This window comes from Streptomyces sp. NPDC107575, assembly GCF_055657265.1.
The window spans coordinates 937460-957170 of sequence record NZ_JBVKBG010000002.1 but is presented as its reverse complement, the minus strand read 5'-3'; the positions used below and the strand labels follow the sequence as shown (position 1 = coordinate 957170).

14 protein-coding genes are annotated in these 19711 nt (G+C 71.5%); 6 read left to right on the top strand and 8 right to left on the bottom strand.

Annotation, left to right across the window (positions count from 1 at the left end):
• Genes ACZ7L4_RS10870 through ACZ7L4_RS10860 form a run of 3 tightly spaced genes read right to left on the bottom strand, consistent with a single transcriptional unit; the run spans position 1 to position 3176 of the window.
• Positions 1–867, bottom strand: a complete 867-nt coding sequence (locus ACZ7L4_RS10870) for an ABC transporter permease (protein WP_472101396.1) — start codon at positions 865–867, stop codon at positions 1–3.
• A gap of 1 nt (position 868) precedes the next feature.
• Complete coding sequence (locus tag ACZ7L4_RS10865; protein ID WP_472101395.1) at positions 869–2089, bottom strand: ABC transporter substrate-binding protein; 1221 nt, start codon at positions 2087–2089, stop codon at positions 869–871.
• 28 nt (positions 2090–2117) lie between these two features.
• On the bottom strand, positions 2118–3176 hold the full coding sequence (locus ACZ7L4_RS10860) for an ABC transporter ATP-binding protein (RefSeq protein WP_472101394.1): 1059 nt from the start codon (positions 3174–3176) through the stop codon (positions 2118–2120).
• Positions 3177–3562: 386 nt separating this feature from the next.
• Between ACZ7L4_RS10860 and ssgD the strand changes: the two genes are divergently transcribed.
• The 5 genes from ssgD (at position 3563) to ACZ7L4_RS10835 (ending at position 10158) form a co-directional block, all read left to right on the top strand.
• Positions 3563–3922, top strand: coding sequence for a spore wall synthesis regulator SsgD (gene ssgD, locus ACZ7L4_RS10855; RefSeq protein ID WP_472102000.1), 360 nt, complete (start codon positions 3563–3565; stop codon positions 3920–3922).
• 282 nt (positions 3923–4204) lie between these two features.
• Positions 4205–5815: an ABC-F family ATP-binding cassette domain-containing protein gene (locus ACZ7L4_RS10850; RefSeq protein WP_472101393.1), complete on the top strand. Its 1611-nt coding sequence runs from the start codon at positions 4205–4207 to the stop codon at positions 5813–5815.
• Between the two features lie 91 nt (positions 5816–5906).
• A complete protein-coding gene (locus ACZ7L4_RS10845) occupies positions 5907–8207 on the top strand; it encodes an ATP-binding cassette domain-containing protein (RefSeq protein WP_472101392.1) in 2301 nt (766 codons plus the stop codon).
• 102 nt (positions 8208–8309) lie between these two features.
• A complete protein-coding gene (ddaH, locus tag ACZ7L4_RS10840; RefSeq protein ID WP_472101391.1) occupies positions 8310–9086 on the top strand; it encodes a dimethylargininase in 777 nt (258 codons plus the stop codon).
• Between the two features lie 94 nt (positions 9087–9180).
• Positions 9181–10158: an acyl-ACP desaturase gene (locus ACZ7L4_RS10835; RefSeq protein WP_472101390.1), complete on the top strand. Its 978-nt coding sequence runs from the start codon at positions 9181–9183 to the stop codon at positions 10156–10158.
• A 284-nt stretch (positions 10159–10442) separates the two neighbouring features.
• On the opposite strand, the gene ACZ7L4_RS10830 is transcribed toward ACZ7L4_RS10835, so the two are convergent.
• From ACZ7L4_RS10830 to ACZ7L4_RS10820, 3 genes are all read right to left on the bottom strand, one after another.
• Positions 10443–13802, bottom strand: coding sequence for a hypothetical protein (locus tag ACZ7L4_RS10830; protein WP_472101389.1), 3360 nt, complete (start codon positions 13800–13802; stop codon positions 10443–10445).
• Positions 13803–13886: 84 nt separating this feature from the next.
• Entirely contained in the window at positions 13887–14129 is a 243-nt protein-coding gene (locus ACZ7L4_RS10825; protein ID WP_450815959.1) for a WhiB family transcriptional regulator, read from the bottom strand.
• A gap of 94 nt (positions 14130–14223) precedes the next feature.
• Complete coding sequence (locus ACZ7L4_RS10820) at positions 14224–15015, bottom strand: VOC family protein (RefSeq protein WP_472101388.1); 792 nt, start codon at positions 15013–15015, stop codon at positions 14224–14226.
• Positions 15016–15261: 246 nt separating this feature from the next.
• On the opposite strand from ACZ7L4_RS10820, the gene ACZ7L4_RS10815 reads away from it, so the two are divergent.
• Positions 15262–16482, top strand: coding sequence for a glycoside hydrolase family 64 protein (locus tag ACZ7L4_RS10815; protein ID WP_472101387.1), 1221 nt, complete (start codon positions 15262–15264; stop codon positions 16480–16482).
• A gap of 18 nt (positions 16483–16500) precedes the next feature.
• On the opposite strand, the gene ACZ7L4_RS10810 is transcribed toward ACZ7L4_RS10815, so the two are convergent.
• Positions 16501–18114 carry a GMC family oxidoreductase gene (locus ACZ7L4_RS10810; RefSeq protein WP_472101386.1) on the bottom strand — a complete coding sequence of 538 codons (1614 nt, stop codon included), beginning with the start codon at positions 18112–18114 and terminating at the stop codon, positions 16501–16503.
• Positions 18115–18190: 76 nt separating this feature from the next.
• Positions 18191–19663: a purine-cytosine permease family protein gene (locus ACZ7L4_RS10805; protein ID WP_472101385.1), complete on the bottom strand. Its 1473-nt coding sequence runs from the start codon at positions 19661–19663 to the stop codon at positions 18191–18193.
• Between the last annotated feature and the right edge of the window lie 48 nt (positions 19664–19711).

Below are 19711 nucleotides of genomic sequence, written 5' to 3'. Positions count from 1 at the left end.
TCAGAGGCTGCTCAGCGCGCCTGTGCGGCGCACCGCCAGCAGGTACAGGACGATGACCACGACCGGCACGGTGCCGAGCGCGGCCGCCAGCGGCAGGTCGAGCGTGATGTTCGCGTAGACGAGGTTGCCGATCAACTGCGTCTTGCCGCCCACGATTTGGACCGCGATGTAGTCGCCGAGGCTGAGCGAGAAGGTGAACACGGAGCCCGCCGCGACCGACGGCAGGACGAGCGGGAACAGCACCGTGCGGAAGGTCCGCCAGGAACGGGCGCCGAGGTCGGCGGAGGCGTCGAGCACGCTGTCGGGGACGCGTTCCAGGCCGGCGTGGATCGGCAGGATCATGTACGGCAGCCAGAGGTAGGTCAGGACGAGGACCGTGGCGACCAGGCCGTAGCCGGGCGCGTCGAGACCGAACGGGCTCAACAGCCAGTCCAGCAGGCCCCCTTGGGCCAGCATGACGCGCCACGCGTACGCCTTGACCAGATAGCTCGCCCACAGCGGGGTGAGGATCGCGACCACCAGGAGCGGGCGCCATCGCGGCTTCGTGACACGCGCCGTGTAGAAGGCGATCGGGAACGCGATGACGATGCACAGCGCCGTGACCCCGAGGGCGACTCCCACGCTGCGCAGGGCGACTTGGCGGTACACGTCCGTCGTGAACAGCGCCTTGAAATTGTCGAGCGTCCACGTGCGCACGATGTCCGAGGTGAACGGGTCCGTGGTCCACAGGGCGGACAGGAACAGGACCGCGAGCGAGCCGAGGTAGGCGACGACCAGCCAGGTCAGGGGCGCCGCGAGCAGCAGGGACAGGCGGAGCCGGGGGCTGCGGTGCAGCGCCCCGGCGGCCCGCTTCGAGGTCAGTGACACGTCACCCCTTGATCTCCGTCCAGGCCTGCACCCACTTCGCGTACGGCACGCACTTGGTGTCGGTGCGGCCGTCGAGGCACTGCGGGATGGGCGTGGTCCAGAAGTGCACCTTCTTCCAGTACGCGGCGTCGTCGGCGTGATACGTGGCGCAGTGCTTCGGGTCGCTGGTCTCCTCGCACGCCTTCGCGTTGGCGGGGGCCTCGCCGAAGTACTCGGCGACCTGTGCGTTCACCTTCGGCGAGACGATCCAGTCGAGCCATTTGTAGGCGCAGTTGGGGTGCTCGGCCTTGGACGACACCATCCAGGTGTCGGACCAGCCGGTGGAGCCCTCCTTCGGCAGGACCGCCTTCACGGGGGCCTTCTCGCCCTGCGCGGTGTTCAGGATGACCTGCCAGCTGGTGCCGACGACGGAGTCGCCGCTCTTGAACGCGGAGACCTCCTTGAGGTAGTCGCTCCAGTACTCGCCGACGTTGGCGTTCTGCTTCTTCAGCAGGTTCACCGCCGCGTCGAACTGCTTCTGGTCGAGCGCGTACGGGTCCTTGATGCCGAGGTCCGGCTTGGTCTTCATCAGGTACAGGGCGGCGTCGGCGATGTAGATCGGCGAGTCGTAGGCGGTGACGCGGCCCTTGTGCTGCCCGGCGTCGTCGAAGACGGCCTTCCAGGAGTCGGGCGCGGGCTTCACCTTGTCGGTGCGGTACATGAGGAGGTTGGCGCCGCGGCCGTGCGGGATGCCGTAGGCGACCTTCTTGACCGAGTTCCAGGGCTGCATCTTCAACCCCGGGAAGACGTCACGGTAGTTGGGTACGAGTTTGGTGTTGACCGGGGCCGCGTCGCCGGAGGCGATCAGGCGCAGGGAGGCGTCGCCGGACGCGGAGACGGCGTCGTACTGGCCCGTCTTCATCAGGTTGACCATCTCGTCGGAGGTGCCGGCGACCTTCGTGGAGACCTGGCAGCCGGTCTGTTTCTCGAAGGGGTGCACCCAGTCGACCTTGGGGTCGTTGGAGCCGCCCTCGGCGTAGCCCGCCCAGGCGATCAGGTTGACCTTGCCCTCGGTCTTGCCGAGGGATTTCGGGGCGGACATCTTCGGCGGGGTGAAGCCCTGGCCGCCGGGCGCGCCCTTGGCGCCACCACCGCCGCCGTCGTCGTCGGAGGAGCCGCAGGCGGTGGCGAGCAACAGCCCGCCGAGCGCGGTGGCGGCCATCAGGGTCCGGGTTGCGCGCACGTGAACACTCCCTGCTCGTCGGGGTGAGTCAACTTGCCTTGTGCAGTGGGACGTTGTGGCGCCGGTGCCAGCGCAGCAGGACGCGGGCGCCGGGCGGGGCGGGCGCGTCGGACGGCGCGCCGTCGCCGGTTCCGGTGTTCTGGCGTACGACGACGAAGCGCACGCCCGCGTCGGTGTCGACGACGACGCGGGTGCTGTCGCCCAGGTACACGGCGTCGGCCACGGTGCCGCGCACCTCGCTGTGGTCCTCGCGATCCTGCTCCGCGTCCGCGTCGAGGAGCCGGATCTTCTCGGGCCTGACGCCGAACGTCCCCGGCTTCCCCACGAGCAGCTCGGCGGCGGACCCGGTGAGTGTGTTGGAGGTGCCGACGAACGACGCGACGAAGGCGGAGGCCGGATTCTCGTACAACTCCCGTGGTGTTCCGACCTGTTCGACGCGGCCGGATCGCATGACGGCGACGCGGTCGCTGAGGGCGAGGGCCTCCGCCTGGTCGTGGGTGACGAGGACGAAGGTGATGCCGACCTGGCGCTGCAGCTCCTTCAGCTCGACCTGCATCTGTTCACGCAGCTTGAGATCGAGGGCGCCGAGCGGCTCGTCGAGCAGCAGGACACGGGGACGCACCACCAACGCCCTTGCCAGGGCGACGCGTTGGCGCTGCCCGCCGGAGAGCTGCCCCGGCCTGCGCCCGCCGAATTCCTCCAGGCGTACGGAGGCGAGCGCCGCGCGGACCCGTTCGGCCTGTTCGCGGCGCGGGACGCCGCGTACTTTGAGGCCGTACGCGACGTTCTGCTCGACGTTCATGTGCGGGAACAGGGCGTAGTCCTGGAAGACGGTGGTGACGTCGCGCTCGAAGGGCGCGCGCCGGGTCACGTCCGCGCCCGCGAGACGGATCGCGCCGCCCGAGGGCTTCTCGAAACCGGCGACGAGGCGCAGCACGGTCGTCTTCCCGGAGCCGGAGGGTCCCAGCAGCGAGAAGAACTCGCCCTCCGCGATGTCGAGCTCGATCCCGTCGACGGCGCGCACCTCACCGAACGACTTGCACAGCCCCCGCAGCCCGATCGCTGCGCTCTCCTCGGCGGTAGCCATAGCCGTAGATCATGCACACTTCAACGGCGGCCACAAGGGCACGAGTAGCCTGCCGATCATGTTTGTACTGGAATTGACGTACACGGCTGCGTGATCCTGGCCGTCGGCGAGGACCGCGCGGCGATCGAGAGCCGCTGGACCGACATCCGCCACGGCAGCCTCCCCTGCTCCCGGATGGTGCCGACCGTCACACCCGCACCACGGTTGAAACCGGTGACAGAGGTCACTCGAATTTCGACCGGGTTCAGGCGCACGGATTCCCTCATTCCGCCGTCTATTCATATGAGGCCGTGCAGTGGTCCCACCGTCCAGCCGTCACAAGGGAGCAGGCGTTGTCCGTCATCGAGCAAGCCGTCGAGGCCCGTCTAGTCGCCGCCGCGCCGCGCATGGCGCACATTCCGGCGACCCTGCGCTACGACGTGCGCGACCCGTTCGCCGTGCGCATGTCCTTCCCGGCCCCGGCCACCCTCGAAGGCGTCGCCGTGAGCTGGACCTTCGCCCGTGAGCTGCTCTCCGTGGGGGTGACGGACCCGGCGGGCGACGGCGACGTGCGGGTGAAGCCGTACGGGTACGACCGCACGGTCCTGGAGTTCCACGCGACGGAGGGCACGGCGATCGTGCACATCCGCACCGGCGAGCTGCGCCGCTTCCTGGCGGAGACGACGGAGCTGGTGCCGGTCGGCGAGGAGGCGGCGCACGTGGACGTGGACGCCGACCTGGAGGAGCTGCTGCGGGACGCCTGCTGACCCGGCGCCGGCCCGGCGCACCCGGCTCCCCTTTTAAATCCTTTGACGGCCCCGGCAGGTGCTTCTACCGTGGTTGACGGTTCTGTTGCCGTCGATAGGAGAAGGACGTTGCTCGACTGAGGTCCTGAGACACCGCCGCCCGACACGCCCTCGCGTGTCCGTGCCGTCGTGTGTACGACCTCGGTTCCCCGAGCCGTCCTCCGCTGCAGGCCCTTCGTGCCCCCGCGGTGTCTCGAACGCGTTGCATCCCACTGTTCGCACCGAGCAACCGCGAGGCCCCTCTTGTCACATCCCCAGAACTTTTCGCACGCCGCCCCCGCCTCCGTCGCCTGCACCGCCCTCGACCTTGCCTGGCCCGACGGCACCGGCGTCTTCGAAGGACTCCAGGTCGCCTTCGGCCCCGGCCGCACCGGCCTCATCGGCCTCAACGGATCCGGCAAATCAACCCTGTTGAAGCTCATCGCCGGTGAGCTGACGCCGTCCGACGGCACCGTGCGGGTCTCCGGCGAGGTCGGATACCTGCCGCAGAACGTCACCCTCGACACCGCGCTCCGCGTCGACGAGACGCTCGGCATCGCGGCGACCCGCGCCGCGCTGCACGCCATCGAGGCCGGCGACGTGCGCGAGGAGCACTTCACCGCGGTCGGCGACGACTGGGACGTCGAGGAGCGGGCGCAGGCCATGCTCGGCGAGCTCGGTCTCGGCCACATCGACCTCGACCGCACGATCGGCGAGGTCTCCGGCGGCGAGTCCGTGCTGCTGCGGCTCGCCGCGCTCCTCCTGCGCCGCCCCGACGTCCTGCTGCTCGACGAGCCCACCAACAACCTCGACCTGCGCGCCCGCCGGCGGCTGTACGCCACCGTGGAGGGCTGGTCCGGCGTCATGATCGTGGTCAGCCACGACCGTGAACTCCTCGACCGCGTCGACCAGATCGCCGACCTCCGGGACGGCGAGGTCACCTGGTACGGCGGGAACTTCTCCGCGTACGAGGAGGTACTCGAAGCCGAGCAGGAGGCGGCGGAGCGGATGGTGCGGGTCGCCGAGTCGGACCTGAAGAAGCAGAAGAACGAGCTGACCGAGGCCCACGTCAAGCTGGCCCGGCGCAAGCGGTACGGCCAGAAGATGTACGACATCAAGCGCGAACCGAGGGCGGTGATGAAGCTGCGCAAACGCTCGGCCCAGGTCTCCGCGGGCAAGCACCGCATCCTGCACGAGGAGAAGCTCGCCGAGGCGAAGGAACGCCTCGACGAGGCCGTGGAGGCGGTGCGCGACGACGACGAGATCCGCGTCGACCTGCCGTACACGGCCGTCCCGCCGGGCCGCTCCGTACTGTCCCTGCACAACATCACGACGGTGTACGGGGCGGGGCTGCCGGGCGAGTTCGAGCTGCGCGGCCCCGAGCGGATCGCGCTGCTCGGCCGCAACGGCTCGGGCAAGACGACGCTGCTGCGCACCGTCGCGGGCGAGCTCGCGCCGATCGCCGGCGAGGTGGAGGCGCACGTGCCGCTGCGCTTCCTGCCGCAGCGGCTCGACGTCCTGGACGACGGGCTGAGCGTCGCCGAGAACGTGGCCCGGTTCGCGCCGCAGGCCACGAACAACCGGGTGCGGGCGCGGCTCGCCCGCTTCCTGTTCAAGGGGGCGCGGGCGGACCAGCTCGCCGGAACGCTGTCAGGAGGTGAACGGTTCCGGGCGACGCTCGCCGCGCTGATGCTCGCGGAGCCCGCCCCGCAGCTGCTGATGCTGGACGAGCCGACGAACAACCTGGACCTCGCGAGCGTGGCCCAGCTGACGTCGGCCCTGGAGTCCTACGAGGGCGCGCTGATCGTGGCCAGCCACGACATGCCGTTCCTGGAGTCCATCGGCATCACGCGATGGCTCGACCTCGACGCGTAGAAGGCCTGGACGCGTAGAAAACCCGGCGGACGCGCAGAAAGCGCGGAATACCCGACATAACCTGTCGGGTATTCCGCCTAGCGTCGCTGCCATGACGTACTTGCACATCGTCGGCGCCCGTGAGAACAACCTCCGGGACGTCACCCTGCGGATCCCGAAGAACCGGCTCACCGTCTTCACGGGGGTGTCCGGCTCCGGCAAGTCCTCCGTCGTCTTCGACACCATCGCCGTGGAGTCGCAGCGCCAGCTCAACGAGACGTACCCCTGGTTCGTCCGCAACCGGCTGCCCAAGCACGAGAAGCCGCACGCGGACGCACTGGAGGAGCTGACGCCCGCGATCGTCGTCGACCAGAGGCCGGTCGGCGGGCACTCGCGGTCCACGGTGGGCACGATGACCGACGTGTACTCGGTGATCCGCGTGCTGTTCTCGCGGCACGGGACGCCGAGCGCGGGGCCCGCGACCGCGTACTCGTTCAACGACCCGAGCGGGATGTGCCCGGAGTGCGACGGGCTCGGCCGCACCGTGCGCCCCGACTACTCCCGCATCCTCGACCCGTCGAAGTCCCTCGCGGGCGGCGCGGTGCTGTTCCCGCCGTTCGCCGTCGGAACCTGGCAGGGGCAGACGTACACCGGGACCACCGACCTCGACACCACCAAGCCGGTACGTGAATTCACCGTCGCCGAGCGGGAGTTCCTGATGCGCGGCCGGGGCGCGAAGGTCAACGTCGCGAACACCGGCGGGCGCCGCGACATCGACTTCGAGGGGCTCGCCGACCGCTTCGAGCGGCTCTACCTCAACCGGGACCTGTCGACGCTCAGCCAGCGCACCCGCGACCTGGTCGGCCGGTATCTGACCGAGGGCACCTGCCCGGTGTGCGACGGGGCGCGCCTGAACGCCGCCGCGCTCGCCACCCGCGTCGAGGGCCTGGGCATCGCGGAGTGCACCCGCATGGAGGTGAGCGAGCTGATCCCGGTGCTCCGCCGCATCGACGCCCCGGTGGCCGGGCCCATCGCCGAGGCCGCCGTCACCGCGCTGGAGCGCATCGAGGCGATCGGCCTCGGCTATCTCAGCCTCGACCGGGAGACGTCGACGCTCTCCGGCGGCGAGGGCCAGCGCCTGAAGACCGTGCGGCACCTGGGCTCCAGCCTGACCGGGATGACGTACATCTTCGACGAGCCGAGCGTGGGCCTGCACCCGCGCGACGTGGGCCGCCTCAACGATCTCCTGCTCCGCCTGCGCGACAAGGGGAACACCGTGCTCGTCGTCGAGCACGACCCCGATGTCATCGACGTCGCCGACCACGTCGTCGACATGGGCCCTGCGGGCGGGGCGGACGGCGGGCGCGTGGTGTTCGAGGGCACGCCGGGCGCGCTGCGGCGCGCGGACACGCTCACGGGGCGGTGCCTGCGCCGCACGGGCGGGGTGAAGGAGCACCCGCGCGCCGCGACCGGGCATGTGACGGTCGAGGGCGCCCGCGTCCACAACCTCAAGGACGTCACCGTACGGGTGCCGACCGGCGTGCTCACGGCCGTCACCGGCGTCGCGGGCTCCGGGAAGAGCTCCCTCGTGTCGGGCGCGTTCTGCGCGGCGCATCCGGAGGCCGTGGTCGTCGACCAGTCGTCCATCGGGATCTCCGGGCGCTCCACCCCGGCGACGTATCTCGGGATCATGGATACCGTACGGCAGGTGTTCGCGCGCGAGACGGGCACCGAGCCGGGCCTGTTCAGCTTCAACTCGGGCGGCGCCTGCGAGCACTGCGAGGGACGCGGCGTGATCTACAGCGATCTGGCGTTCATGGACCCGGTGACCACGGAGTGCGAGGCCTGCGGCGGGCGGCGCTTCAAGGAGGAGGTGCTGGGCCTGACCGTGCGCGGCAGGTCGGTCGCGGACGTGCTCGACATGACGGCCGCGGAGGCCCTCGACTACTTCGCCTGTGTGGCGGCGCAGGGCGTACGCCGCCGTCTGCACGCCCTGCGCGACGTGGGCCTCACCTATCTCACGCTCGGCCAGCCGCTGAGCACGCTGTCCGGCGGCGAGCGCCAGCGCATCAAGCTGGCCACGCAACTGCACCGCTCGGCGGCGACCTATGTCCTGGACGAGCCGACCACCGGGCTGCACATGGCGGACGTCGACGGGCTGGTGGCGCTGCTCGACCGGCTCGTCGACGCGGGCAACACCGTGGTCGTCGTCGAGCACAACCTCGATGTGGTCCGGCGGGCGGACTGGATCATCGATCTGGGCCCCGAGGGCGGCCGGCACGGCGGCGAGGTGCTTTTCGAGGGCACACCGGCCCAACTGCTCGACGCCGAGGGTTCGTTCACGGCGGAGCACCTGCGGCGGGCCGTCACGGGCGCGGACAGGGCCGGTGAGGAGGACGTGACGGCCGCGTGACAGGGGATTCCGCGACACGTGTCGCCCTGTGCATGATGTGCGCACCGTCACCTTGACCGGCACCTTCACCCCCCGCCCTCGCATTTCGTCATGGAGTCCGTCGTGCCCAGCAAGAAGGCCCTCGTCCGCCGCCCCGGCCCGCGCCTCGCGGACGGGCTCGTCACCCACATCGAGCGGACCCCGGTCGACGCCGCGAAGGCCCAGGAGCAGTGGACGGGGTACGTGGCCGCGCTTGAGGCGCACGGCTGGGAGACGTTCCTGGTGGAGCCGGTCGACCTGTGCCCGGACGCCGTGTTCGTGGAGGACGCGGTGGTGGTGTTCCGCAACGTCGCGCTGATCACCCGGTCCGGCGCCGAGTCGCGGCGCCCGGAGACGGCGGGCGTCGAGGAGGCCGTGGCGCGGCTCGGCTGCTCCGTCAACTGGGTGTGGGAGCCGGGCACGCTCGACGGCGGCGACGTACTGAAGATCGGCGACACGATCTACGTCGGGCGCGGCGGGCGCACCAACGCGGCGGGCGTGCAGCAGCTGCGCGCCGTCTTCGAGCCGCTCGGCGCGCGCGTGGTCGCGGTCCCGCTCTCCAAGGTGCTGCACCTGAAGACGGCGGTGACGGCGCTGCCCGACGGCACGGTGATCGGGCATCCGCCGCTGGTGGAGCACCCCGCGCTGTTGCCGCGCTTCCTGCCGGTGCCGGAGGAGGCGGGGGCGCACGTGGTGCTGCTGGGCGGGGACCGGCTGCTCATGGCGCAGAGCGCGCCGAAGTCGGCGGAGCTGCTCGCCGACCTCGGGTACGAGCCGGTTCTGGTGGACATTTCCGAGTTCGAAAAGCTGGAGGGGTGTGTGACCTGCCTCTCAGTTCGACTGCGAGAGCTCCACACGTAGCCACGGCCTTTATGGGGCACTTAACCTACGGCAACGTAACCTACGACACCGTAGGTATCTCCGCTCGCATTAACTCCGTCCCCCAGGAGCCCCCGTGACCGTCATCTCCCCCCGCCTCGGCTCGTCGACCACGTGGACCGACGCCCGCCTGCTCCACGCGCTGGAAGAAGTGGTCGAGCAGGAGCTCAACCGGCACCTCAAGGTGGCCAAGGACTGGATGCCGCACGACTACGTGCCGTGGTCCGACGCCCGGAACTTCCCCGAGTTCTTCGAGGACGGCGAGGCCTGGTCCAAGGAGCAGTCCAAGGTCACCGAGGTCGGCCGGGTCGCCCTCATCGTCAACCTGCTCACCGAGGACAACCTCCCCAGCTACCACCACGAGATCGCCTCGCTGTTCGGCCGTGACGGCGCCTGGGGCACGTGGGTGCACCGCTGGACCGCGGAGGAGGGCCGGCACGGCATCGTGATGCGCGACTACCTGCTCGCCTCGCGCGCCGTCGACCCCGTCCAGCTCGAGAACTTCCGCATGTCGCACATGAGCGAGGGCTTCGAGTCGGACAACCGGCACTCGATGCTGCACTCGGTCGCCTACGTCTCCTTCCAGGAGCTGGCCACCCGCATCTCGCACCGCAACACGGGCCACCAGTCCGGCGACCCGATCTGCGACCGCATGCTCGCCCGCATCGCCACGGACGAGAACCTGCACATGGTCTTCTACCGCAACCTCCTCAAGGCCGCGTTCGAGATCGCCCCCGACCTCACCATGCAGGCCGTCCGCGACGTCGTCGTGAACTTCCGGATGCCAGGACACGGCATCCCCGGCTTCGAGCGCGCCGCGGCCCAGATGGCGATCGGCGAGGTCTACAACCTGCGCATCCACCACGACGACGTGATCCAGCCCGTCCTGCGCTTCCTGAAGGTCATGGAGATCGACGGCCTGGGCCCCGAGGGCATCAAGGCCCAGGAGGAACTGGGCCTGTTCATGAACGGCCTGGACACCGAGGCCTCAAAGTTCGACGAGAAGCTGGCGGCCCGCAAGGCACGCATGGCGGCGCGGGCGGCGTCGGCCTGACACCGATCAAGCCGGCCCGGCGCCTGGCGGCGCTGCGGACGAAATCAAGCCCCGCCAGTGCTCAGGGCGCCGCAGAACAAAATCAAGCCCCGCGAGCACTCGCGGCACTGCACAACCAAATCAAGCCCCGCCAGTGCTCGCGGCGTTGCAGGACCAAATCAAGCCCCGCCAGCGCTTGCGGCGCTGCGGGACCAAAACAAGCCCCGCCGGCGATTGAGGCGCGGGGTCCGGGGCGGAGCCCCGCGGCGTAGGGACGGGCAGGCGCAACCTCCCCGCCCGCGCCGCTAAGGGGCCGTACTCGTCCGCACCGCGGCATCGCGGACGTCCGCGCACGGGTGCGCCCGCAGCGCGGCCAGCCGGCCCCGCCACGCCGCAGGCCATGCGGCACGTTCCCCGACCGTCGCAGTGATCGCCCAGGCGAACAGCCCCTCCGCAGGGGTGCCGCCCGCGGCAAGGACGCCCGCCACCCGATTCAGCTCCGCCTCCGACGCGTCCTCCCGGCGGAGCCTCCCCCGCAGAGCGTCCGCCGTGCGCGCCGCGAGTGCGGGGCGATCGGCGTGCAGGGCGGCCAGCTCACGCAGGTCGGCCTCCGGATCCGCGAGGTCCACCGCACCGAGCAGCACCCGCGCGGCCGACGCCACGAACGGGTCCCGCTCGGCGAGCCGCCGCGCCACCGCCCGGGCGGCCGGACGCAGCGCCGCCTCGTGCGGCGTCCGGTCGGCAAGGAGTCCGGCCACGTATTCGACCCTGCGCTGCGCGGGGCGGTCCCGCTCCTCCCCCGCGTCCGGCTCGGGCCCGTGGTCCATGAGGGCGGTGAGCGCGGCGAGCAGCGCGTCCGCCCCCTGCGGCGTGCGGGCTGCCTCCCCGACCAGGCCCGCGGCGGCCGTGCGCCACAGCGCCGGGGACCGCCGCGCCACGTCACCGAGGGCCCGGGCGAACAGCTCCGGCGCCCGCGACGACCAGGCGGACCAGCGCGCGAGCGCGGCGAGGGCCGTGGCCGCCAGCTCGTCGTCGGCCGTGTCGGCGACGGCCGCGACCAGCGCCGCGTACCGCTCGCGGTGTTCCCCGGCGACGTCGAGCGGAGCCTGCCGCAGCGCGGCGTCGCGCACCACCGACTCCCGGCCCTCCCGCACGGCGTCCGCGAGGATCTCCCAGGCCGGCTCCTGGCCGAGCAGGCCACTCGCGGCGAAGGCGACACAGGCGGCGCGTACGTCGCGGTGCGTGTCCGGCGCCGCGCAGGCGCGGGCGAGCAGCCGGGCCGCGTCGGGCGCGGGCAGCCGGGTCGCGGCGAGGCGGGCGCCCTCCTTGCGGCTGGTGATCTTCTTGCCGGGCCCGGTAAGCAACTCGTCGAGCGGCGGCGCCAGTTCGGACGGGCGGACGTGCCGGGACGCCTGCGTCGCGGCGTACACGCCGACCCTGGCCCGGTCGCCGCCCGCGTGGCCGAGCAGCAGCTCCAGGTCATCGCCGGTGCGGCCGAGCGCCGCGATGGCGGCCTCCGCGAGGGTGACGTCCGAGGCGCCGGCCCACTTCCTGAGCAGGTCGCGGCCCCCTTCGGGAACGTCGGCGGCGCCATGGATCGCGGCGCTGCGCTGCCAGTGCCGCAGCCCCGCGTCACCCGCGAGCCGCTCCAACTGCCGCAGGTACGCCCGCTGTTGGCGCGGCAGCCAGCGCCGCACCGCGGCCCCGCCCACAGGGAAGGCCCAGGCACTCTTGTCCGTCAGGAAGCGCCCGTACGGCGGCCGGTCGGTGAGGAAGCGGTCGAGCAGGTCCGTGCGCCGGTACGCCACCACCCGGGCCACGCAGTCGAGTTCGGCGGCGGACGGTTCGAGGTCGAGGACGTGCGCGGCGCGTTCGTCGCGGGTCGCGGGCGGCTCGAGCCACAGCTCGACCGCGTAACGGACCGTCGCGTTGTTGCCGTGCTCGACGGCGTGCCCCAGCAGTTCCTGAAGCCCCGCCATGCCCGCGGCGCGGCGGCCCGTGGCGCGGGCCAGGGCGAGGACGAGCCGGTACTCGCCCTTCTTCACCTCGACGTCGATGCGCCTGCGCAGCGCCGCGAACACCTGGTGCTCCTGGCCGCGCCGCAGCGTGCGGTCGAGGCGGCCGAGGTCGACGCCGCCGCTGTAGCCGTGCAGGCCGACGAGGACGCCCAGCGCCCAGTCGGTGTGCGCGGGGTCCTCGTCCGCCGCGTGTTCGCGCAGGACGCCGAGGACGAGCCGGGACAGCGCGCCGGTCGTCGGGTAGGAGCGGTCGCGGGCCTGGAGGGCGTCGGCGACGAGTTCACTCAGGTGCGAAAGCGCGTCCGGCGCCCAGAGCGCGGGGCGCACGTCGTCGGCGAGGGCGCGCAGGGCGGCGCAGCGCACCGGGTCCTGTTCGTTGCGCAGCCGCCCCGCCAATTCCTGTACCAGATCCGTCATTTGGGCCGGGTCGTCGGCGCGGGCGACGTTGCGGACGAGCAGCGGCCAGGCCACGGCGCGGTCCTCTGCGCGCGGCCTGCGCGTGGCGGCGCCCAGCGGCTCGCGGGCCTCGTCGGGCGGCAGATAGGACACGGCGCCGAGCACGGTGGCCCAGTCGGCGCCCTGCGTGCGGGCCGTCTCGGCGGCCCGCCGGGCCACGGCGGCGGCGTGCCGGCGGGGCAGGACGTCGAGCAGTTCGGTGGGCACGCCGTCGTGCGCGGCGCCCCGCCCGGCCATGGCCGTCTCGTACGTCGCCCAGCGGGCGGACGGCGCCTGGGCCGCCAGGAGTGCGGCCAGGCCACCGGGGTCCCGCGCGAGCGCACGGGCGTAATCGGCGAGTTCCGGCGCCCCGGAGCGGGCCAGGGCACGCAGGGCGGCGGGGCTCAGTCGACGCGGGCCGGGCAGCGCCCTGCGCCACGGCCCGGTGTACATCCGCAGCACCCGCTCGGGCGCGGCCTTCGCCCACACGTCCAGGCAGCGCCAGAGCAGGGACGGGAAGCGGGCGGGCGGATACGCGTCGAGGAGGTCGAGCGCGCGCAGCGGGGCGGCCGGGGCGACGGCGACGAGCATCCGCGCGTACCGCCCGAACCAGCCGTCGCGGGCGCCCGCCGGGAGCCCGGCCAGCTGCTCCTCGGCGACGTCCAGGAGGAGTCCGGGGTACCGCCTGACGAGCGGCCGCCAGCTCGGCACGGCGTGGAACACGTGCGGCAGGAGCCGCGCGACGACGTCCGGCGAGCAGCCGGGCAGCAGCCTCGCGGCCTCGGCGTCGCCCCACTCCGCCCGCACCTGGTCCACGCTCCGGTCGGCGAGCGCGGGACGTCCGCCGCTCGCGAGAGAGCGCAGCAGCCCGCGGCGGACGACCTCGGGTGCGTCGCGCAGCGCGGTCTCGAACGCGGCGTCGGGCACGTCGAGCCCGTCGGCGGCGCGCAGTGCGTGCCCGCGCACGAACGGGTCGCGGTCGACGAGATGCCCCGCGACCCAGTCGACGTCGCGCCCGACGCAGGCGAGCAGCGCGCCCACGCTCCGCTCGTAGCTGCCCTGGGCGTCCAGCTCGGCGAGGACGCCGGCCAGTTCACCGCTCGCCGCCAGCTGCCCGGCCCGGCGCGCGGTTTCGCGCAGCCGCCCCGGGAAGGGCAGCGGCTCGAGGGCGTCGAGGAGTCGGGCGGCGGTGGTCATGCGTGCGTCGGACATGCGACGAGTGTGCCTGGCGCCACCGGGCGGGCCCAGCGAATATCCGTCCGGCCACCGCCGGTTCGCCGCGTCCGGAGGCGGCCGTCAGGAGCGCTTGAGCCGGTGCCGTTCCTTCTCGGAGAGCCCGCCCCATACCCCGAACCGCTCGTCGTGGGTGAGGGCGTACTCCAGGCAGCTCTGCCGGATCGGGCAGAGGCCGCAGATCGTCTTGGCCTCGCGCACGGAGCTGCCCGGCTCGGGGAAGAAGAACTCGGCACCGGTCTGGGCGCACAGCGCCTGGTCCTGCCAGGTGGGGCCGGCAGGCGTGAGGGTCGTGTTCGCGTACATGCCGGCCAGTGTGCCGCCCGCCGAAAAACGTTTGATCAACGCTGAATCAACGGGCGGCGATCGGGCATCGCGGACGCCCCGGACGCCCGATCGGTCACTGCTGCTCGGGGTCCCCCCGCAGCACCGCGAACCCTGCGCCGTAGGGGTCGGACAGCTTCGCGATGCGTCCGACGCCGGGGATGCTGACGGGCTCGGAGCGCACCGTGCCGCCCAGTTCCTGCGTGCGGTCCGCCGTCGCGTCCACGTCCGGGACGTGGATGTACGGCGTCCAGTGCGGGCCCGCCGCGGACTCGGCCGGATCGCTGTCCAGTTTGGCGAGGCCGCCGAACATCGCGTTCTCGTCCGTGCCCGCGGGGTTGATCGTCGTGTAGCTGCCGCCGGGGAACTCGACGTCGAACGCGCCCCAGTGGAAGACCGAGCCGTAGAACTGCTTCGCGGCGGCCACATCGGGGGCGTACAGCTCCACCCAGTTCAGCCCGCCGTCGTCCCGGGTGTATTCGAGGCCCTTGTTCTTCCCCGGCTGCCAGATGCCGAAGGGGGCGCCCGCCGGGTCGGTGAAGACGGCCATGCGGCCCAGGTCGAACACGTCCATCGGCTGGAGCAGGGCGCTGCCGCCGGCCTGCTCGACCGCCTTCGCGGTGGCATCCGCGTCCGCGCTCTGGAAGTACACGGTCCAGCCGGGCTCGCCCTGCTCGGCCGTGACGGTCATGGCGCCGCTCACGGTCCTGCCTTCGAGCTGGAACATTCCGTACCCGCCGGCCTCGGGGCCGGCCGACAGGAACGTCCAGCCGAAGAGGCCGCCATAGAAAGAGATCGCACCGTCCATGTCCGGGGTGCTGAGGTCCAGCCAGTTCGGCGCGCCGTCCACGAATTCCGTAGTGATCATGGGTCCTGCCCTCCTCGTCGAGGGTTTCTTTTCCGGACTGCCGAGTCTTGCACCGGGCACTGACAACCGCCCTCGCACCACGCTGACCTGGGCTGGTTCAGACCAGAGGAACCGAACGATCCGCCTTCAAATGTTGAACACAAACAATTCATGGGAGCGCTCCCTGCCCGAAGTCTTGACGACTCTGTTCACCCTCGCCACAGTGGGGCTCCCCCACACACCCCCCACATTCAGGGAGTGCGCATCGTGATCTCGCGCAGAATATTTCTCGCCAGCGCCGGAGCGGGCCTCGCCACGACGGCCGCAGCCCTCACCCTTCCCTCCTGGACCGCGGGCGCCGCACCCGCCACCTGTGAACTGGCCCTGGAGAACAAGTCGTTGGACGGAACCGTCCACGCCTACGTCACCGGCCACGAGAACGGGACCGGCAACTGGGTGCTGCTGCGCGCCGACGGCAGCGTCTACCACCCCGAGTCGCCGAGCGCCCCGCAGACCCCGCTGCCCGTCGACTGCGCCATCCCGCTCGGCGCCGCGGGCTCGGCCCCGAAGGTCGTGACGCTGCCTCAGATGTACGGCGCGCGCGTCTACTTCGTCCGCGACGACAAGCTGGAGTTCTTCCTCAACCCCGGCCCCTCGCTGGTCGAGCCGGCCTTCGCCACGAAGGAGGACGCGAACTACGGCAAGACCTGGGCGTTCGCCGAATTCACCTTCAACTCCGAGCAGTTGTACTCCAACATCAGCTACGTCGACCTGGTCACGGCCCTGCCGATCGGCCTGAAGCTGGAGGGCGACGCCACGCACACCGTCGCCCCGTTCCCCGACGGCGCCATCGACAAGATCGCCTCGGATCTCGCGGCGCAGGCCGCCAAGGACGGGCAGCCCTGGGACAAGCTCGTCATCAAGGGCGACGGCGGCAAGGTGCTGCGCGTGATCTCCCCGCAGAACCTGATGGCGCCGTACTTCGACAAGCCGGACGAGATGCCGTTCCGCGACGTGTGGAGCGACTACATCGACAAGGTGTGGGCCAAGTACGCCTCGACCGATCTGAAGATCGACCTCCAGGGCGGGCGCGGCACCTTCACGGGCCGGGTCAGCGGCGACACGCTCACCTTCAACGGCGGGCACACCTTCGCCAAGCCCGCGTCGAAGGACATCTTCACGTGCAACCACGGGCCGTTCGCCAACAACCCGGACGACTCCGACGACAAGAAGGGCATCCTGTCCCGCCTCGCCGCCGGGTTCAACCGCAGCGTCATGCTCACGCACCCGGAGCAGCCCAACGGCCTGACGTCCGCGGACTACTACCAGGACGCCACGACCAACCACTGGTCGCGGATCGTGCACGCCAACTCGCCCATCGGCTACGCCTTCCCCTACGACGACGTACAGGCCGAGGGACAGCCGGACGTGTCCGGCGCGGCGCACGACGGCAATCCGCGCCGGTTCACGGTGAGCGTGGGGTCGTAACCCCCGGGTGAGACCGGGCTACTTGGTGGCGTCCTCGCGGATCAGGTCGGCGGCCCGTTCCGCGAGGGCGACCGTCGGCGCGTGCGTGTGGCCGCGGGTGATGCGCGGCATGACGGAGGCGTCGACGACGCGCAGGCCCTCGGTGCCGCGCACGCGCAGGCGCGGGTCGGTGACCGAGCCCTCGTCGGAGCCCATCCGGCAGGTGCCGACCGGGTGGTAGAGGGTCTCGGCGCTCGCCCGGACCGAGCGGGTGAGCGCCTCGTCGTCGACGACGCCGGGGTAGCCGGCCATCGGCTCGGTGTGGTGCGCGGCGAGGGCGCTCTCGGCGAGCAGTTCCTCGGCGCGGCGGACACCGGCGACGAGCGTGCGCACGTCCTCCTCGTGGGCCAGGTAGTCCGGGTCGATGCGCGGCTTCCCGTCGGGCCCTCCCGGGGTGATCCGGCCCTCGCTCTCGGGCTGGAGCAGGATCACGCCGAGGGTGAGCCCGTGCTCAGTCGGCGCTTCGAGGCCGTGGTTCACGAACGGCACCGGAGCGTAGATCAACTCGATGTCGGGTGCCGTCAGTTCGGGCTTGGTGGACAGGAAGGCGACGGCCTCGCCGACGTTCGACGTGAGCGGTCCGCGCCCGCCGAGCAGGAACCGGGCGATGTTGGCGGGCGAGTCGGCGCCGGTGAGCGAGATCGGCTTCGCGGCGCGGACGTTCAGCGCGTACATCAGGTGGTCCTGGAGGTGACGGCCGACGTCGGGCGATTCGACGAAGGTGTCGATGCCCGCCTCCGCGAGGGTCTCCGGGTCGCCGATGCCCGCCCGCTGCAGCAGTTGCGGCGAGTTGATGGCGCCCGCGGAGAGGATGACCTCGCGGGTGGCGCGCAGGGTGCCCGCGGGTATCCCGGAGGCGACGACGCCGGCGGCGCGGTTGCCGTCGAAGTCGATGCGGGTGACGCGGGCGCCGGTGTAGATGTCGAGGTTGGGGCGGCGGGCGGCGGGCTTGAGGTAGCCGTCGGCGGCGCTCCAGCGGCGGCCGCGGTACTGGTTGAGGGGCGTGAGGGCGAAGCCGGAGTGGTCGGCCTGGTTCAACTCGTCCAGTTCGCGCAGGCCTTGGGCGCGGCAGGCGTCGAGGAACGCGGCCGTGGTCGGGTTCGGGTGGCGCGGCGGCGAGATGTGCAGCGGGCCGAGCGTCCCGTAGACGGAGTCCTCGCGCGCCATCCCCTGCCACCGCTCCGCGCGCTGGAAGTAGCGCACGAACTCGTCGTACGACCAGGGGGATCCGGCGGCCTCGCCCCAGGCGTCGTAGTCGGCGCGGTGGCCGCGCACCCACATCATGGCGTTGATGGCGGAGGAGCCGCCCAGCGTGTGTCCGCGCGGCCAGTACAACTCGCGGTCCGCAAGCGCGGACTGACTGGTCGTCGAGTAGTCCCAGTCGTACAGCGTCTTGAACAGCTTGGGGAACGCGGCCGGGATCCTGATCTCCGTCTTGCGGTCGCGCGGCCCGGACTCGACGAGGGCGACCTTGACGGAGGGGTCCTCGGAGAGCCGCCCGGCGAGCACGCAGCCGGCGGAGCCGGCCCCGACGATGACGTAGTCGTACGTACGGTCCTTGCTCAACGCGGCTCCCTCGACGATCAGTGCCATGTGCAGGTGGCACCGATGCTCTACTCCCCGGTAAGCGCTGTCCAGAGCGGGTTGTGCGGGATGAGCGAGGATCGCGTCACGAGGCGGTCACGTTCCGCAGTGCGGGCGAGCGGCCCGTCGTCAGCGCGTAGCAGAGGCAGGCCACCACCATGCCGACCGGCAGCGCGAGGTCCACGTCGCCGAGGGCGGCGGTGATCGGGCCGGTGAAGTAGAGGGTGTTCACGCAGAGCGCGGACATCGCGGCGCCGGCCAACAGGGCCAGCGCGCCGGCCCAGTTGACGCCCCCGCGGTACCAGAAGGGGCTGCCGGGCGACTCGTCGGCGAGGGCAGGACCGTCGTAGCGGTTGCGGCGCAGCACGATGTCGGTCGCGTAGATCGCCATGCTCGGGCCGAGCAGGACGACGGTCAGCTGCATGACGTTGCTGACGGTGTCGAGGAAGTTCGAGACCAGCAGCCCGTACAGGGTCAGCGCGACGGCGGCCGTGCCGTCGAACAGGACGCTGACGGAGCGGCGGATGCGCAGCCCGACGGCCTGCAGGGCGAGGCCCGCACTGTACGCGGTCAGGGCGTTGATGGCGATGGTGCCGAGGACGAGGGCGAGCAGAAAGACGGGCGTGAACCAGCCCGGCAGGATCTTCTCCAGGGCCGCCTGCGGGTCGGTCATGTCGACGGTCGTGGCGGCGAGGACACCCAGGGCCGAGACCCCCACGCCCGGCAGGAAGCCGCCGAGCGCGGTCCAGCCGACGATGGCCCGCTTCGGCGTCGTCCGGGGCAGATAACGGGAGAAGTCCGCGCTGGTGGTGTACGAGAGCGGGCCCGAGGCGATGAGGGTGACACCGGCGAGCACCGTCGCCCACAGGTCGATCCCGGTGAGGTGGTGCTCGGGTACGTAGCCGAAGTCGGCGTGCCGGACGACCACGACGGCCACGACGACGAAGGCCGCGGCGAGGACGAGGGTGATCGGCAGGTACAGCTTCATGATCAGGGCGTGGCCGTAGACGCTGATGGTCAGCGTGAGCGCCGCGATGACCACGATGACGGCGACCTTCACGCCCGTGTTCACCGGGAAGCCGACCTTCGCGACCAGGGAGAACGCGGCGACGGCCGCGGCCGACAGGTTCAGCGCGAAGTAGCAGACGGAGATCACCCAGCCGACGACCGCGTTGTTCACGCGGTTGCCGATGACGCCGTAGAGGGCGCGGGTGATGACCTCGCTGGGGGCGCCGGCCGCCGGCCCGGAGACGGAGAGCCAGCCGGTGAGGATCCAGAACAGGTTGCCGACGACCAGCACGGCGAGGGCCTGCCACAGGTTCAGGCCCATCAGGATCAGGGCACCGCCCACCACCAGGGCCAGATAGTTGATGCCGCCCGCGGCCCAGACGTTGAACAACTCGCGGGCCCTGCCACGGCGTTCGGAGTCGGGGATGTGGTCGATGCCGTGGGCCTCGATCCGGGAGGCCGCCGCCTGCCCGTCGACGGGCAGCGTGTGTGCGGTGCCTGCTGCCGTGCCGCCCGTGTCTGGACACGGGTCGGGAAGCGTGGACGCCATGGGGCCCTCCGGGGTGCTGGTCTCGTCCCACCTGCTTGCTTATTGGTC

What these genes read in the sequence shown, in the direction of transcription:
- ssgD (WP_472102000.1), top strand. Translation starts at nt 3,563, where the DNA reads ATGGCGCACATTCCGGCGACCCTGCGCTACGACGTGCGCGACCCGTTC.
- ACZ7L4_RS10825 (WP_450815959.1), bottom strand. Translation starts at nt 14,129, where the DNA reads ATGTACGCGAACACGACCCTCACGCCTGCCGGCCCCACCTGGCAGGAC.
- ACZ7L4_RS10820 (WP_472101388.1), bottom strand. Translation starts at nt 15,015, where the DNA reads ATGATCACTACGGAATTCGTGGACGGCGCGCCGAACTGGCTGGACCTC.
- ACZ7L4_RS10845 (WP_472101392.1), top strand. Translation starts at nt 5,907, where the DNA reads ATGACGTACTTGCACATCGTCGGCGCCCGTGAGAACAACCTCCGGGAC.
- ACZ7L4_RS10810 (WP_472101386.1), bottom strand. Translation starts at nt 18,114, where the DNA reads ATGGCACTGATCGTCGAGGGAGCCGCGTTGAGCAAGGACCGTACGTAC.
- ACZ7L4_RS10830 (WP_472101389.1), bottom strand. Translation starts at nt 13,802, where the DNA reads ATGTCCGACGCACGCATGACCACCGCCGCCCGACTCCTCGACGCCCTC.
- ACZ7L4_RS10805 (WP_472101385.1), bottom strand. Translation starts at nt 19,663, where the DNA reads ATGGCGTCCACGCTTCCCGACCCGTGTCCAGACACGGGCGGCACGGCA.
- ACZ7L4_RS10860 (WP_472101394.1), bottom strand. Translation starts at nt 3,176, where the DNA reads ATGGCTACCGCCGAGGAGAGCGCAGCGATCGGGCTGCGGGGGCTGTGC.